Here is a 14,380-nt window from a genome sequence, read left to right on the forward strand (position 1 = left end):
TCGATGAACCCCGAACGACTCCACCCCAACGCCGTGCAGAACCGCCGCCTCCGGCGGCTCGCGGCGCTGGAGAAGGCGCCCCACCGGGTGCCCGTCAACTTCTCGATCGTCGGCGTGCAGAAGGCCGCGACGAGCACGGTCTACATGATGCTGGCGGCCCACAAGTCCATCGCGCGCGGACCCGAGAAGGAGATGCGCCTCTTCATGATGGAGCAGGTCGACTGGGACGACCCGGACTACTCCGACTACGTGCGCCCGGCACGGAGCACGCAGCAGACGATGGCCGGCGACGCGACGCCGGAGTACCTCTTCTGGCCGCACGCTCTGGATCGGATGCACCGCTACGACGCCGACCTGCCGCTGATCGCGACCTTCCGCGACCCGGTCGAGCGGGCGTTCTCGCAGTGGTCGATGCAGCGTTCTCGGGACGCCGACTTCCCCGACGTACCGCAGACCATCGAGCGGTGGGCCGACCCGCGGCTCCCGGACCGGATCCCCGACGGGGTCAGCCCCTACGAGCTGCGCCGGCGCTCGCTCTACACCCGCGGTCTCTACGGCCAGCAGCTCGAGCGCGGCCTCCGCCTCTTCCCTCGCGAGCAGTGGTTGCTGCTCGACCTGCGTGAGATCGCGACCGACCCCGAGGGCGTCCTCGACCGCGTGACCGACCACCTCTCGCTGCCGCGCTTCGAGAAGTACCCCGAGCGGCTGCACCGCAACCAGACGCCCACCAGCAACGAGGGCGCGGCGCCGAGCGTCGAGCACGTCCAGCGGCTCGTGGACGTCTACGCCGACGATCTCTCCCGCTTCGCCGAGCTCTCCGGGCTCGACCTCAGCGGCTGGTCGACGGTGAAGGTGCTCGAGGGCACGCTGTCGGTCTCCGACTTCCGCGACAAGCTCGTCGGCAAGCTGGGACTGCAGAGCTAGCGGCCGAGGGCGGCTCCTGTGGCTTGGCCGCCGTCCGGCCCGCCGGGGTTTCATCAAGGGATGACGGTCAAGCTGCGCTTCCCACGGTGAGTTCAGGCAGGGAGGTGCGGCTTCGACCTCATCCCTTGATGAAACCGCAGCCCCGCAGCCGCCTCAGCCCCGCAGCCGCCTCAGCCCCGCAGCCGCCTCAACCCCTGCGCAGCCTGGAACGCACCCGGCCGACGACGACCCTCAGCAGATCCTTGCTGCCGGTCTCGTCCACCAGGCGCGCGGCGCGCGGCTCCTTGCGGGCGTCGCGGGCACCGGCGGCGCGGGCGTCGCGGCGCACCTCCTCGATCGCGTCGTGGCTGATCGCGGTGGCGGCGGCGAGCAGCCGGTCGTAGCGGTCGGAGAGCGCGTCCAGGTCGGTCGAGGCCGCGGCGTCGACGCCGTGGCCGTCGGCGAGTGTGTCCAGATGACTCCAGATGCGCTGGGCGACGTCCTGCAGGTCCGCAGGCACCTCGAGGTCGTCCCAGGTGACCCGGTGCCGGCGCAGGTCGGGGTCGATGAAGTCGTCGACCGCGCTGGGTGCGTCGGTGGTCACGTCGACGTCGTACCGGAGCCCGAGGTCCTCGCCGAGCCGGGCGAGCACCGGCCGCCAGTCGGTGAGCAGGTCGGTGTAGCGGACGAACGCCCGCGGCAGGGCCCGGGTCTCTCGCTCGTTGACGATCGAGTTGTTGACCCAGCGCGCGACGTTGAACGTCTCGTAGCGCCGTCGGGCGGCCTCGTCGTCGGGGTTGGCGTAGTAGGTCGACCTGCTGCCGACCACCTCGGCGGGGTGCCGCAGCATCGAGATGCAGCGCAGCTCGAGCCCGACCTCCGCGGCGGCCGAGCGCCACAGCTCCTGGGTCCACACGGTGCGCGGGTCCTTCACCACGACCTGGTCGCTCTGCTCCGCCTGCTCGGCGAGGAAGTCCACCAGCCGGCGACGCCGGTCGTCGGTGATCGCGTCCTGCGCGCGCCCGAACGCCGTCGGGCGGCTGTCGAACTCGTGGATCCCCGCCGCGTCGGTGATCTCCTTGTGGAAGCGCACCGCCCACTTCGATTCGAAGAACCCCTTCGGGTTGGACTCGTTGGCGCCCAGGTGCGGCCCCGGCACGAACAGCCCGAGGTGGTGCAGCGTGCCCGACATCGTGCTCGTGCCGCTGCGGCCGGTCCCGGTGATGAGGATCAGCAGCTTCATCGGTGCTCCTTCTCGGGATCCGGCGGCGCGTCTCCCCGCGGGACCATGACGGCGTCGACGAAGCGGGCGCCCGCGCGACCGTCCTCGAGGTCGAGGAAGTCGGCGCGGAACTTCTCGTACGCCGAGGCGTGCTCGGCGCGCAGCCGGTCGAGGTCGCGCAGCTGCTCGATGACCTCGTCGGTCGTCGGGACCAGCGGGCCCGGCGCGGACGGCTCGAAGTCGAAGAGCCAGCCGCGCGTGTCCTGGTAGCGCTGGAGGTCCGGCACCTGGAAGACCATCGGCTTGCCGGTCACGCCGAAGTCGAACCGCAGCGACGAGTAGTCGACGACCGCGGCGTCGGCGGCCAGGTAGAGGTCGGAGATCTCCGGGTAGTCGGTGACGTCGATGCACCCGCTCAGCGACGCGAGTCGGTGCTCGGTGCGGGCGTTGAAGGCATGGCCGCGGATCAGGATCACGTAGTCGGGGCCGAGCGCCGACGCGGCCCGCTCGAAGTCGAGGAAGTCCGGCCACCACGCGCTGTTGTCGTCGACCGACAGGTAGTCGCGGAAGGTCGGCGCGTAGAGCACCGCCTTCTGGTGCGGCTCGATGCCCAGCGCGGCACGGGTCGCCTCGCGGATCGGCTCGGCGAGCGGCGACTGGAGCACGTCGTTGCGGGGGTAGCCGATCTCGAGGACCTCCCCGTCGTAGGCGAAGTCGCGCCGCAGCAGCGGCGTCGCGTAACGGGCCGGCGAGATCAGGTAGTCCCACTGCCGGGCGCGCTCGTCGTAGGAGTCGATGCGCGCCTGCGAGAACTGCACGTTGCGCCAGTGGGTGTGGCCCATCTGCTTGAACGGGTAACCGTGGAAGGTCTGCACGAGCACCTGGCCCTCGGGCTTCTGGTGCCACTCCGGCTGGTACATGTTGTCGACGTAGTAGCTCGCCGACTGCATCAGCTCGTACCACTCCGGGCTGTTCACGACGACCGGGATGCCGCCCTCGGGCACCACGACGGAGTGGTCGTGGACCGCCCAGTAGACGGGCAGGTCGGAGCCGCGGCGCTGGAGCTCGCGCTGGATCGAGAGGCCGTTGTCGGTGGCGAGCTCGCCGAAGTACGAGCGCAGCAGCAGCCCGCGGGTGAGCTGGGTACGACGCGGCGCCGAGCGCAGCCGGTTCTGCCGGTAGTTGCCCCGCCCGTCGCCGATCGGCCGCAGGATCGAGATCCGGACCCTCGACTCGGGGCCGCGCACCACGCGGCCCTCGATCTGGCTGGTGCGCACGGGCGCCGGGAGCTGCTCGTTGAGCTTGCGCGAGACCTGCATCGGCACCCGCACGACGTCGCCCTTCGCGACGGTCAGGTCCGCGGAGAGGTCGTGGTCGCCCAGCGGCAGCGGCCACCTGCCGAAGCGGTAGACCTCGTGCCGCAGCTCCAGCTCGGCGGTGAACCGGCCGTCGGTGACCGGGAAGAAGTCACCGACTGCGAGGCTGCGCTTGCTGCGCGCCCGGATCCGCAGCTGGGTGGCCGGCCGGCCGACGACGCGGCCGACGATGCGGAGCACGCCGTCCTCGCCCAGCTCGGCGCTGTCGACGCGGACGGCGGCGCCGAACTCGCGGACGATCAGCGCGAAGTCGCGGCGTACGTCGACCGCCAGGGCGACGCCGGCCGGGTAGGCGTAGGTGTCGTCGGTCGGGACGACGTCGGTGCGTCCCCCACCCGTGCGCTGGGCGAGCAGTCGCCACTCGACGGCGGCGCCGGGCCTCGGGGCATCGGTGCGGGGGAGCGTGACCTGGAAGGCGCCGTCGGCGCCGACCGGCGCGACGGCGCGATCACCGCCGTCGTTGAGCACGATGGCGGCCACGCCGGTGGTGTCCACGACGGTGCCGCGCAGCGTCCGTCCGTCGAGCCCGACGTCGCGCACCACGGCGGCGGTGCGGTCCACGGTGAGCCGCAGCACCCGGTTGACCTGCCACTCCGTGAGCAGCCGGCCTCCGCCGCGCAGCAGCACCGCCGGCACCAACCCGGCTGCGCCGCTGCGGAGCATCCGCTGCACGGGCCGGGTCACGCTCATGCCGCCGACCTCGACGCGCAGGTGCACCGTCCACGACGAGCCCTGCCGGGCCGCGGCCGCGAGCCGGCCGATCGGCACCCGCACCCCGAACAGGCCGGGGTTGTAGTCGCACCAGGCGTCCTCGGTGGGCGGCTCGAACGACGACTCCGGCGTCTCGGTCGACCAGCAGACGTGCTCCTCGCCGGTCTGGTCGTCGCGGAGCACGACGGCGACGCGCTGCTCGTGGGTGGCGAGGTCGACCTTGCCGAGGAAGGCGCGGCCGGTGATCCGGGCGACGACCTCGCCGTCGGGGTCGGTCTCCCAGTGGAAGTTCTCGACGTGGTGCCACAGCTGGAGCTGGTCCGGGTGGATCACGAAGAGGTCGTCGGGGAGCTCGGGGTCACCGAGCAGCGGCAGCTCGAGGAGCACGCCCTCCTCGCTCAGCCGCGAGGGCCACGGCGGGAGGTTCTGGACCTTGCGGCGGACCAGCTCCTGGAGGTCCTCGCGGCGGTCCTGGATCGCGAGCTCCACGAGCAGGCGGCGGTTGGGAAGGGTCTGGTCCCACACCCAGTCGGGCGTGCCCTCGGCGAGCTCGCGGATCGCGGCGACCAGCTCGGCCCAGTAGTCGTCGTCGACGGTGCCGCCGCTGGTCAGGTACCAGTGGAAGTGCACCTGGAAGAGCGTGAGCCGCCACTGGTCGTAGAGCTCGGGCGAGAGCTCCTCGGTCAGCACGTCGCGGCTGACGTGCCACGCGGCGATCCGGTCGCGGAGGTCCTTGATGCTCGCGGTCTGCTGGCTGATCGAGCTCAGGTCGTCGCGGGCGCGGTAGCGGTAGACGTGGTCGGGGATCACGTCGATCGCCCGCGCGCGGGCGAGGAGCTGGGTGACGATCGGCTGGTCCTCGTAGGCGACGCCCTCGCGGAACCACAGGTCCTGGTCGTCCCAGAAGTCGCGGCGGAAGAGCTTGTTCCACGTGTAGAGGTTGCGCAGCAGTGCGGGGTACTCCGCGATCGTCACCCGCTGGCGCAGGTCGTCGTGGACCTCGGGCACCCAGGTGGGCCACCAGTCCTTCGCGATGTTGAACCGGTCCACGGCACCCACGACGATGTCCGAGCCGGTGTGGACGGCGGTGTCGTGGAGCCGGCGGAGCGCCCACGGCGTGAGGCTGTCGTCGGAGTCGACGAACGTGAGGAACTTGCCGCGAGCGGCGCGTACGCCGGTGTTGCGGGCCGCGCCGAGGCCGCCGTTCTCGCGCGTGACGATGCGGAACCGCGGGTCGCGGGCGGCGTACTGCTCGGCGATGGCCCGCGAACCGTCGGGCGAGCCGTCGTCGACGAGCAGGACCTCGAAGTCGGTGAAGTCCTGGGCGACGATGCTGTCGAGGCACTCCGCGATGTAGCTCTCGACGTTGTAGAACGGCACGATCACGCTGATCCGCGGCGGCCGGATGCGGCGGCCGAGGCTGCTGCGGGAGGCACGCCGGGCGACCCGGCGGCCGAGCACGGCCACCTGGTGACGACGAGCGGCGAGGCGGGACACGGCGACCAACCTAACGGCTGGCTCCAGCCGGTCCCGCATCGAGGACCTGCTCCAGGGCATCGACCACGCGGGCCGCCGCACGGCCGTCCTGGAAGGGGTTCCAGCGGACGTTGAACTCCGCGATCGGGCCGGCCCAGCGCTCGGCCAGCGCCGGGTCGAGCAGCTGCTCCACGACGCCCGCCGTGTCGACGACGAGCGGACCGGGCGCGGACTCCTCGAAGGGGAAGAGGAACCGCCGGCTGCCGCTCGCGTAGTCGTCGAGGTCCGGCACCAGGAAGACCATCGGCCGCCCGGTGAGCGCGATGTCGAAGCGCATCGAGGAGTAGTCGAGCACGCTGGCGTCGGCGGCCAGGATCAGGTCGTTGACCTCGGGGTACGCCGTGACGTCGACGATCCGGGCACCGGGGGCGTCGACAGGGACTGGTGCGTGGAAGCGGTGGCCGCGCAGCAGCAGCACGAAGCGGTCACCGAGGGCGGCGGCCGCCGCCGCCAGGTCGAGGTGCTCGGTCATCGCGGCGCCGCGGGGGCGGAAGGCGAGGTGCTCGCGCCAGGTCGGCGCGTAGAGGACCGCGGTCTGGTCGTCGCGGATGCCGAGCAGTCGGCGGGCGGCGGCCCGGCGCTCCGCCGCGGCCGGCGCGACCAGCGCGTCGTCACGGGGGTAGCCCCGGTCGAGGGCCGGGCCGCGGTAGGCGTACTGCTCGCGGTAGTGGTGCGTCATGTCCGGCGTCGGCGTCAGGATCGTGCTCCACGTGTCGACGCCGCGGGCGCGGAGCTCCCGGACCCGCGCCGGCGAGTACTCCTGCGCCTCCCACTGGCTCGCACCCATCGCCTTGGAGGGGTAGCCGTGGAAGGTCTGGAGCAGGTACTGGCCCGGACGCCGCCGGAACCACGCCTCGGTGTCGGTGTTGAGCACGAGCGCCCGGGCGCGTGGGAGCACGGCGTACCACTCCCGGCTGCGCAGCAGCACCGACTCCGCGCCGTCAGGCGCCGACTGGCCGGCGTCGGAGATCCCCCAGACGAGGCGCAGGTCGGGGCGGCGCGCGCGCAGCTCCTCGAAGATCGCCAGCGGACTGTCGGTCGCCGTCCGGCCGGCGTAGCTCTCGAAGTAGACGAGGCCGGGGTCGAGCGGGCGGCCGTCGCGGCGGTACGCCGTCTGCAGCCGCTCCTGCGCGCGCCGTCCGGCCTCGTCGTCGGCGAGCGGTGCGCCGAGCTCGAGCACGAGACCGCCGCGTGGGCCGAGGTGGGCGCGCAGCCGATGGCGGCCGGTGCGGTGCTCGACCGGGAGCCTGGCGCGCAGGCCGTCGGCGACGGCGACGTTGGCGTCGCCCACCACGATTCGGTAGCTGCCGGGCGGCAGTGCGGTCGCGCGCCTGAGCACGTCACTCTCGAGCGTGATGCGGAGCCGGTCGCCGTCCGTGCGCTGCGGGACCTCGACCGGAAGGTCGCGCCGCAGCACCCGCAGATCGTCGACGGCCCCGCGGACGGTCAGCACCAGGTCGTCGTCCTCGACGTCGAGACCGCCGACGGTCAGCGGGCTCGCGAGCGGCCCCGAGGGCGCGGGCAGGTCGACGTCGACGGTGCGCTCCAGCTCGCCCACCCGGACGAAGAGCGTCAGGGCGGCGGGGCCGATGGCGTCGACGTGCACGACGACGGCGGACTGGAAGCGGCGGTCCCACCACCGGTCCGCCTCGCCGGCGGCGGCCACCGTCACCCCGAGCGGAGCGCCGCCGCGCTCGCGCACCTCGACCGTCGTCTCGGGGTCGCCGAGGTCGACGCCACCCACGCCGAGCCACAGGTCGGTGCCGCCGGCCACGGTGCGGACGACGTGGACGACGGCGGCCGTCTCGGTGTCGTCGAGCCGGCGCACCTCGTCGGGGAGCGCGTCGACCGGCCAGACGGCGAGCACGTCGGAGTCCCGTCGCTCGGTGCGCAGGTCGTCGCCCAGGCCGAGCAGCTCGGCCGCGACGGCCTCCAGCGACTCGCGCCGGTCGGCCGCGGCCAGCGCGACCAGGGCGCGAGCGGCGGCACCGACGCCGTCGGTCCACCCGGGGTCGGCGGTGGCCTGCGCGGCCAGCGCCCGCAGCTCGGCCCATTGCTCCACGTCGGCGCGTTCGGCGTCCTGCAGCAGCCGCGGCAGCTCGAACCCGACGACCGTGCGTCGCCACCGCTCGGTCAGCCACGCGTCCTCGCCGAGCCGTCCCTCCACGCGAGCCCAGCGCTCCACCAGACCCTCGAGCCCGGGCAGCGGACTCGGCGTCGCCCCGTAGGCGCGGGTGCCGTGGTCGGGGTACCAGGTGACGGCCGCCCGGTCCCACCGCAAGGGCGGCCCGTGCTCGGCGAAGAGACCCGCCAGCGTCGGCGAGCACAGCCAGTCGTCGTGCTCCGACAGCGCCGTCCACGTCCCGCGCCGGATCGCGGTGCCGGCCAGCCGCGGCTCGAGCGCCTCGGGGGCGCGCTGCAGACGGTGCAGCCACGGGTCCGGCTCCCCCGCCTGCTCGAGGCGGCCGAGACCGGCCGGTGGCCCGCTGCGGCCGAGCCGCTCGGCCGCGAGCCGGACCGCGTCGGGCGCGAGCACGTCGCATCCGCGCAGGAGCAGCACGAGGTCGGCTGTCGAGGTCGCGACGGCGGCGTTCACCGCCTGCTGCCAGGTCCCGTCGACGGGTGCGCGGAGCACGCCGGGCGCGGCGTCCTCCTGGGCCGCGACCGAGCGCAGCGCCTCGCCGACCCGGGGCAGGTCGGCGGGCTCGACCACGACGACCACGTCCACCGACGGGAGGGCCGCGGAGCGGAGCGCACGGCGGACCCGGCCCGGGAGGATCCGCCGCGCAGCCGCCCGGGCCGTGTCGCGCAACGTCAGAGCAGCCCGGCCTCGGTGAGGAAGTCGTGGGCGACGTCCTCGGCCTTCTCACGGTCGACGGCCATCCGGCCGTTCAGCTCGGTGAGCTTCTCGGTGGTGAGGGCGGCCATCAACGGGTTGAGCACGTCGGCCACGTCTGGGTGGGCGTCGAGGAACTCGGTGCTCACCGCCGGCACGAGGTTCTGCGCCGGCTGGATCTGCTTGTCGTCCTCGAGCACGACCAGACCCTGCGACTCCAGCGTGCCGTCGGTGGTGCTGGTCTCGCCGAGCTGGGACTCGCCGTCGATCACCGACTGGTAGGTCTGGTCGCTCGCGTAGCCGAGCGGCAGCACCTTGGTGATGTCGATCCCGTACTCGTCCGACAGCCCGCCCTCGCAGTCGAGGCGGCCCTTGCAGTCCGGGGCGGCCGCCAGCACGACGGACTTGCCCTCGAGGTCGGAGAGCGTGGCGACGCCCTCGGAGTCGGAGTACTCCTGCGTCACGAAGAACGCGTTGGTGTCGGTCGCGGGCGAGACGTCCAGGAGCGTGATGCCGGCCTCGTCGAGCAGGTCCTGTCCCTGGTCGGCCAGCTCGGAGCCGTCGCCGGCGGTGAACGGCTCGGCGTCGGCGCCGTTGGCACGGCCGTTGAGGAAGTTCACGATGCCGCCGACGTACTCGGGCACGACGTCGACATCGCCCGGGAACGTCGGCATGTAGGCGTCGCGGGCGTCGACCAGCTTGACGTCGGGCTGGTAGCCCGCGCCGGTCAGGAGCTCCTCGTACATCGCCGCCACCAGCTCGGCCTCGGGGAAGTTCTGCCCGGCGATGTGGACCGGCCCCTGGTCGGCAGCGCCGGAGGTGGCCGGGGTGCTCTCGTCGTCGCTGGCCTCGTCGAGGTCGTCACCGGCGCAGGCCGTGACCAGGAGCAGGGACCCGGCGGCGAGAACCACTGCCAGGGATCGTCGAACGTTCATGTGCTTCACCTTCTGTGTCCCGCGGGTCGCCCGCGCGTGTCCGGTCGAGCTTGACGTGGTCGTCACGTGCCGACGGCGTCGGCCTCCTCGGCAACGATAGGGAGCCGCTCCGACATTCCTCGACGCCGTTTCCGAACCGTTGTCTTCGGGACCGGGTCGAGCGTGCGCTGGGCGAGCGCCGCGGCACCCTCGAGCACGAGCGCGACGAGGGCGATCACGATCGCGCCGGCGATGCCCTTGCCGTAGTTCGTCCGCCGGAAGCCGTCGATCACGACCTCACCCAGCCCCGGCCCGGCCACCAGGGCCGCGATCGTGGCGGTCGCCCAGACCTGCACGAGGGCGAGCCGGATGCCGGACAGGACGAGGCCGGCCGAGAGGGGGAGCTCGACGCGCCAGAACTTCTGGGCGCCGGTCATGCCCATCCCGTCGGCCGCCTGCCGCACCGCGGGCGAGACCTCGCGTACGGCGATGTTGGCGTTGGTGATGATCGGGGGCAGCGCGAAGAGGGTGAGCGCGATGATCGTGGCCAGGCCGGCCCGTCCGTACGGCCCGAGCTCGCGGGTGCCGGGCCAGTCGGCGACCACCAGCAGGGCGAGCAGGGCGAACGTCGGGACGGCACGCCCGACGTTCGAGACGTTGATGGCCAGCAAGGATCCGCGGCCGAGGTGGCCGAGCCAGAGCGCGATCGGGAGGCCGACCGCCGTCGCGACGACCAGCGCGGTGAGCGTGAGCAGCAGCTGCTGCCCCATCAGCTCCAGCATCCCGCCGTCACCGGTCCAGCTGGAGGCGGTCGTCAGGTAGTCCCAGGCGTCGGAGAGGACCCTCATGTCGCCACCCTTCGGTGGGTCCACGGCGTCAGCAGCCACTGCGACCCGACGATCAGCAGGTCGAGCACGACCGCCAGCACGATGCACAGGATCGAGGCGGTCATCAGCTCCGCACGGAAGTTCGTGAGCACGCCGTCGCTGATCATGTTGCCGAGACCGCCGAACGACACGATCGTCCCGATGGTCGTCAGCGCGACCGTCGACACCGTCGCCACCCGGAGACCGCCCATCATCACCGGCAGCGCCAGCGGCAGCTCGACCTTCAGCAGGCGCCGCGTCGCGCCGTACCCGAGCCCGGTCGCGGACGCCCGCACCTCGGTCGGCACCGAGCGCAGCCCCTCGAGCATGCTGCGCACCAGCACCGTGAGCGCGTAGATCGCCAGGCCGATCACGACCGTCGTCATCGTCAGCCCGGTGAAGGGCACCAGCAGGGGCAGCAGCGCCAGCGACGGGATCGTGTAGAGCGCGGTCGAGGCCGCGAGGATCGTCGTCTCGAGCCGCGGCAGCCGACGGGCCACCAGCGCGAGCGGGAACGCGACCAGCACGCTCAGCACGACCGCGAGGACTGTGATCTGGACGTGCTGGACCGTCGCGTCCACGATCTCCTGGCGGTAGTCCTCGAGGTACTGCCGGCAGAACCACTCGTTGGTGAGTCGGCTGTAGCAGCTCGGCTCGGCGGCCGATGACGCCGACGACACCGCCGCCACGAGTAGGGTCACCGCATGGACGCTACCCCCTCGTCAGGCGCCCACCCCATGATCCGGCTCTCCCGAGTCGGGAAGACCTACGACGACGGCACCGTCGCCGTGCACGACCTCGACCTCGACGTCGCCCGTGGTGAGCTGGTGTGCCTGGTCGGCCCGTCGGGCTGCGGGAAGTCCACGACGCTGAAGATGATCAACCGCCTCATCGAGCCGAGCACGGGCCGCGTCGAGATCGACGGCGAGGACGTCACGCGCAAGGATCCGGTGCAGCTGCGGCGCAGCATCGGCTACGTGATCCAGCAGGTCGGGCTGTTCCCCCACCAGCGGATCCTGGCCAACGTGATGACGGTCCCGCTGCTGTACGGCGAGTCGAAGTCGGTCGCCCGGGACCGCGCCCGGGAGCTGCTCGAGCTGGTCGGGCTCGACCCCGCGACGTACGCCGACCGCTATCCGCACCAGCTCTCCGGCGGTCAGCAGCAACGGGTCGGCGTCGCCCGGGCGCTCGCGGCCAACCCGCCGGTGCTGCTGATGGACGAGCCGTTCGGTGCCGTCGACCCGGTGGTCCGCACGCGGCTGCAGGACGAGTTCCTGCGGCTGCAGGACGAGCTCGGGGTGACGGTCGTGTTCGTCACCCACGACATCGACGAGGCCGTGCGGCTCGGCGACCGGGTCGCGGTCTTCGCGGCCGGCGGCCGGCTCGCCCAGTTCGACACCCCGGCCCGGCTCCTCGGCCGTCCGGCCGACGACTTCGTCGCGGAGTTCGTCGGCTCCACCTCGGGCCTGCGCCGCCTCGCCGTGACCCCCCTCGACCCCGCGCACGTCGAGTCGCTGGACGGCGTCAAGGCCGGCGACCTCGGCTCCGCCGTGGGCGTGGACGTCTCGCTCGGCGACGCTCTCGCCGTGCTCCTGCGCGACGACCGGGGCATGGTCGGGGTCCGCGACGGCGCGCAGTTCGTCGGCGTCCTCACCCCCAACGGGGTGCACCGGGCGCTCCGCGCGGCGCTCGCGGAGATGGACTAGCCTTCGGAGACCGGCACGTCGAGGTGCCACGACTCGGTGGCGTACTTCGTCTTCCAGTCCATCGACGTGTAGAGGCCCGCGGCGCCGGTGGGTGAGTCGGCGTCCACCTCGAGTCCGACGCGGTTGCGCCCGCGCTGCGCGGCGTCGGCGATGATCGTGCGCAGGAGTCCCTTCGCGACGCCGCGGCCGCGCGCGGCGGCGAGCACGCCGAGGTACGACACGTAGGAGCCGTCCGGGCCGTCCGGCGACTCCGAGACCGTGCCCACGAGGGCGCCGACCGGCTGCGGCTGCGGGCCGTCGACGAGCTCGGCGAGCCACCAGTGGTCCCAGCGGTGACCCGGGTCCTCCCGCAGGCGGTGCAGGAACTCCTCGAAGGTCTCCTCGCTCGAGTTGAAGTGGTCGACGAACGCGCCCTCGAGCACCTCGTGCATCTCGCGCAGGTCGTCCTCGTCGGGCATCCCGCCGCCGTCGCGGCGCACCAGCCGGACGACGACACCGCCCTCCTCCCAGCGGTCGGGATCCGGCACGAGACCGGACTCCTCGCGCGCGACGGGCCGACTCATCTGCCACCACGTGCGGACCCGCTCGAAGCCCGCCTCGCCCAGCCAGCGCGCCTGACGCGCGTCGTCCTGGAAGGCGCCGGTGTCGATCTGCTGGGTCGGCAGCCCGCGCGCGGCGCCGACCGAGCGGGCCTGCGCCTGCGCCCACTCGACGAGCAGCTGCGAGCACCGGTCGGCGACGGCGTCCGGGAGGTCGCGACCCACGACGTGGACGAAGAGCATCCGGCCGACCGAACGGTCGTGGACGCTGCCCCAGGCCCGGATGTCCCGGTCCGCGTCGCGCACGACGACGTTCTCCCGCATCTTCAGGCCGTGCTCGGAGACCTCCACCAGCACGTCGTCGACACCGGCGCCGGCCCAGCCGCGGCCATGCCGCTCGTGGGCGCGCAGCAGGTGGGTCAGCCGCGCGACGTCGAAGCGGTCGGCGGCGTCGGGGACGTCGACGGACCAGCCGGGTGGCAACCCCCGGACCTCGCCCAGGGCCGCGTCGGGGTCACTCTCGAACCGGTTCTGATCGGGGATCACGATCGTCACCATGCCCTGCCCGCCCCGAAATGACGCTGACCCGCCCGAAACTTTCGGGCGGGTCGGCGTGATGTCGGACTCAGGCGCGGCGCAGCTGCCCGGCCTCGGCCTCGCGCCAGGCCGCGGTGACGGTGGCCAGCTCGGCGCGGACGACGTCGAGCTCCTGCTCGAGCTCCGCGACGCGTACGACGGCCTCCGCCGCCCGCTCCTCGGCCTCGGCGAGACGGGCGCCGATCCGCTCGCTCTCCTCGCGACCCTGCCGCTCGGCGGCCTCGGCGCGGCGAGCCTCGGCGTTGAGCTTGCGGGTGGCGGTGGCGGCGCGCTGCTGGGCGGCGGTGAGGGCGTCCTCGAGCTCGTGGACGGCGCTCTCCCGCCCGCGCAGGCGCTCCTCCATCGAGGCGACGAACGCCGCGCTCTCGGCGGCCCGCTCGTCGGTGAGTCGGCGGTAGGCCTGCGCCTGCTCGGCGCGGTCCCGGGCGGCGTCGCGCCGGGTGGCGACGAGCTCGGCGTGGGTGATCCGCGTGGCGGCTGCTCCGAGCAGCACGCCGAGCGCGGCGGCGAGGGAGACGAGGAGCCACGAGCCGCTGGCGATCGCACCGGCCACCACGACGGCGGCGAGCACGAGCAGGACCACGGCGACGGTCAGCCGGGTGCTGCGCTGACGACGCCGACTGGAGCGCGCGGCTCCGGGAGCACTGTCGACCGATCGAGCCTGGGGGGAAGCCATACCACCACGTTAGGGCTCTTCGTCGTCGGAACGGACGCGACACGCGCGCTCGAGGAGGAGCGCCGTGACGACGATCGCGATGCCGGCGACTCCCGCGACCGCGGAGCGCACCACCCGCTGGTCGGCCAGCTCGGTGCCCACGCCGACCCAGCTCACGGCGTACCCCAGGTAGCCACCGGCCACCAGGGCGCCCACGAGCGCGCACGCGCGGGCGAGCACGAGGCGGTTGACGGCCCGGTGCGGCTCGAGCCGCTGGTGGTGGACGTGCACGGTCCGCCAGGTGAGGTACGCCGTGGCGCCGAGGATCGTCGCCACCAGCACGAGCGCGAGCGGCTGGGCCCAGGTGACGATCGGCGGCGTGCCGCCCCAGCGGACCACCAGCGTGCGCAGCAGCCAGCCACCGACCAGCCCGGCGACGCCCCACGCCGTGATCGCGCCGGCCGAGGTCGGCCGGAGCCGACCCGGGCGGTCCTCCGGTCCGCCGGGGGCGTCGCTCAC

At 73.1% G+C, this 14,380-nt stretch carries 11 protein-coding genes; 2 read left to right on the forward strand and 9 right to left on the reverse strand.

All coding sequences use genetic code 11. The features are described 5' to 3' along the window. The first annotated feature begins 3 nt into the window (after positions 1-3). Positions 4-924, forward strand: coding sequence for a sulfotransferase domain-containing protein (locus tag PZ894_RS21640; protein WP_275747976.1), 921 nt, complete (start codon positions 4-6; stop codon positions 922-924). Positions 925-1,111: 187 nt separating this feature from the next. Here PZ894_RS21640 and PZ894_RS21645 read toward each other — a convergent pair whose 3' ends face one another. The 6 genes from PZ894_RS21645 to PZ894_RS21670 all read right to left on the reverse strand — a co-directional run bounded on the left by PZ894_RS21645 (position 1,112) and on the right by PZ894_RS21670 (position 11,065). Next, positions 1,112-2,146, reverse strand: coding sequence for a sulfotransferase (locus tag PZ894_RS21645; RefSeq protein ID WP_275747977.1), 1,035 nt, complete (start codon positions 2,144-2,146; stop codon positions 1,112-1,114). After that, positions 2,143-5,709 carry a CDP-glycerol glycerophosphotransferase family protein gene (locus PZ894_RS21650; protein WP_275747978.1) on the reverse strand — a complete coding sequence of 1,189 codons (3,567 nt, stop codon included), beginning with the start codon at positions 5,707-5,709 and terminating at the stop codon, positions 2,143-2,145. Before PZ894_RS21650 ends, PZ894_RS21645 begins: the two co-directional genes overlap by 4 nt. 10 nt (positions 5,710-5,719) lie before the next feature. Further along, positions 5,720-8,560: a CDP-glycerol glycerophosphotransferase family protein gene (locus PZ894_RS21655; RefSeq protein WP_275747980.1), complete on the reverse strand. Its 2,841-nt coding sequence runs from the start codon at positions 8,558-8,560 to the stop codon at positions 5,720-5,722. A 2-nt stretch (positions 8,561-8,562) separates the two neighbouring features. Continuing rightward, positions 8,563-9,519 carry an ABC transporter substrate-binding protein gene (locus PZ894_RS21660; protein WP_275747982.1) on the reverse strand — a complete coding sequence of 319 codons (957 nt, stop codon included), beginning with the start codon at positions 9,517-9,519 and terminating at the stop codon, positions 8,563-8,565. 62 nt (positions 9,520-9,581) lie between these two features. Further along, a complete protein-coding gene (locus PZ894_RS21665) occupies positions 9,582-10,346 on the reverse strand; it encodes an ABC transporter permease (RefSeq protein WP_275747983.1) in 765 nt (254 codons plus the stop codon). After that, complete coding sequence (locus tag PZ894_RS21670; protein WP_275747984.1) at positions 10,343-11,065, reverse strand: ABC transporter permease; 723 nt, start codon at positions 11,063-11,065, stop codon at positions 10,343-10,345. Before PZ894_RS21670 ends, PZ894_RS21665 begins: the two co-directional genes overlap by 4 nt. Before the next feature lie 3 nt (positions 11,066-11,068). On the opposite strand from PZ894_RS21670, the gene PZ894_RS21675 reads away from it, so the two are divergent. Further along, a complete protein-coding gene (locus PZ894_RS21675) occupies positions 11,069-12,070 on the forward strand; it encodes an ATP-binding cassette domain-containing protein (protein ID WP_275747985.1) in 1,002 nt (333 codons plus the stop codon). On the opposite strand, the gene PZ894_RS21680 is transcribed toward PZ894_RS21675, so the two are convergent. From PZ894_RS21680 to PZ894_RS21690, 3 genes are all read right to left on the reverse strand, one after another. After that, complete coding sequence (locus PZ894_RS21680) at positions 12,067-13,155, reverse strand: GNAT family N-acetyltransferase (protein WP_275747987.1); 1,089 nt, start codon at positions 13,153-13,155, stop codon at positions 12,067-12,069. The two genes, PZ894_RS21675 and PZ894_RS21680, sit on opposite strands and share 4 nt — an antisense overlap. A 79-nt stretch (positions 13,156-13,234) precedes the next feature. Beyond that, positions 13,235-13,882, reverse strand: coding sequence for a hypothetical protein (locus tag PZ894_RS21685; RefSeq protein WP_275747988.1), 648 nt, complete (start codon positions 13,880-13,882; stop codon positions 13,235-13,237). Between the two features lie 9 nt (positions 13,883-13,891). Then, entirely contained in the window at positions 13,892-14,380 is a 489-nt protein-coding gene (locus tag PZ894_RS21690; RefSeq protein ID WP_275747989.1) for a DUF3180 domain-containing protein, read from the reverse strand.

Origin of the sequence: Nocardioides sp. YIM 152315 (genome assembly GCF_029210375.1) — a bacterium.
GTDB lineage: Bacteria > Actinomycetota > Actinomycetes > Propionibacteriales > Nocardioidaceae > Nocardioides.

What these genes read in the sequence shown, in the direction of transcription:
- PZ894_RS21640 (WP_275747976.1), top strand. Translation starts at nt 4, where the DNA reads ATGAACCCCGAACGACTCCACCCCAACGCCGTGCAGAACCGCCGCCTC.
- PZ894_RS21645 (WP_275747977.1), bottom strand. Translation starts at nt 2,146, where the DNA reads ATGAAGCTGCTGATCCTCATCACCGGGACCGGCCGCAGCGGCACGAGC.
- PZ894_RS21660 (WP_275747982.1), bottom strand. Translation starts at nt 9,519, where the DNA reads ATGAACGTTCGACGATCCCTGGCAGTGGTTCTCGCCGCCGGGTCCCTG.
- PZ894_RS21665 (WP_275747983.1), bottom strand. Translation starts at nt 10,346, where the DNA reads ATGAGGGTCCTCTCCGACGCCTGGGACTACCTGACGACCGCCTCCAGC.
- PZ894_RS21675 (WP_275747985.1), top strand. Translation starts at nt 11,069, where the DNA reads ATGGACGCTACCCCCTCGTCAGGCGCCCACCCCATGATCCGGCTCTCC.
- PZ894_RS21685 (WP_275747988.1), bottom strand. Translation starts at nt 13,882, where the DNA reads ATGGCTTCCCCCCAGGCTCGATCGGTCGACAGTGCTCCCGGAGCCGCG.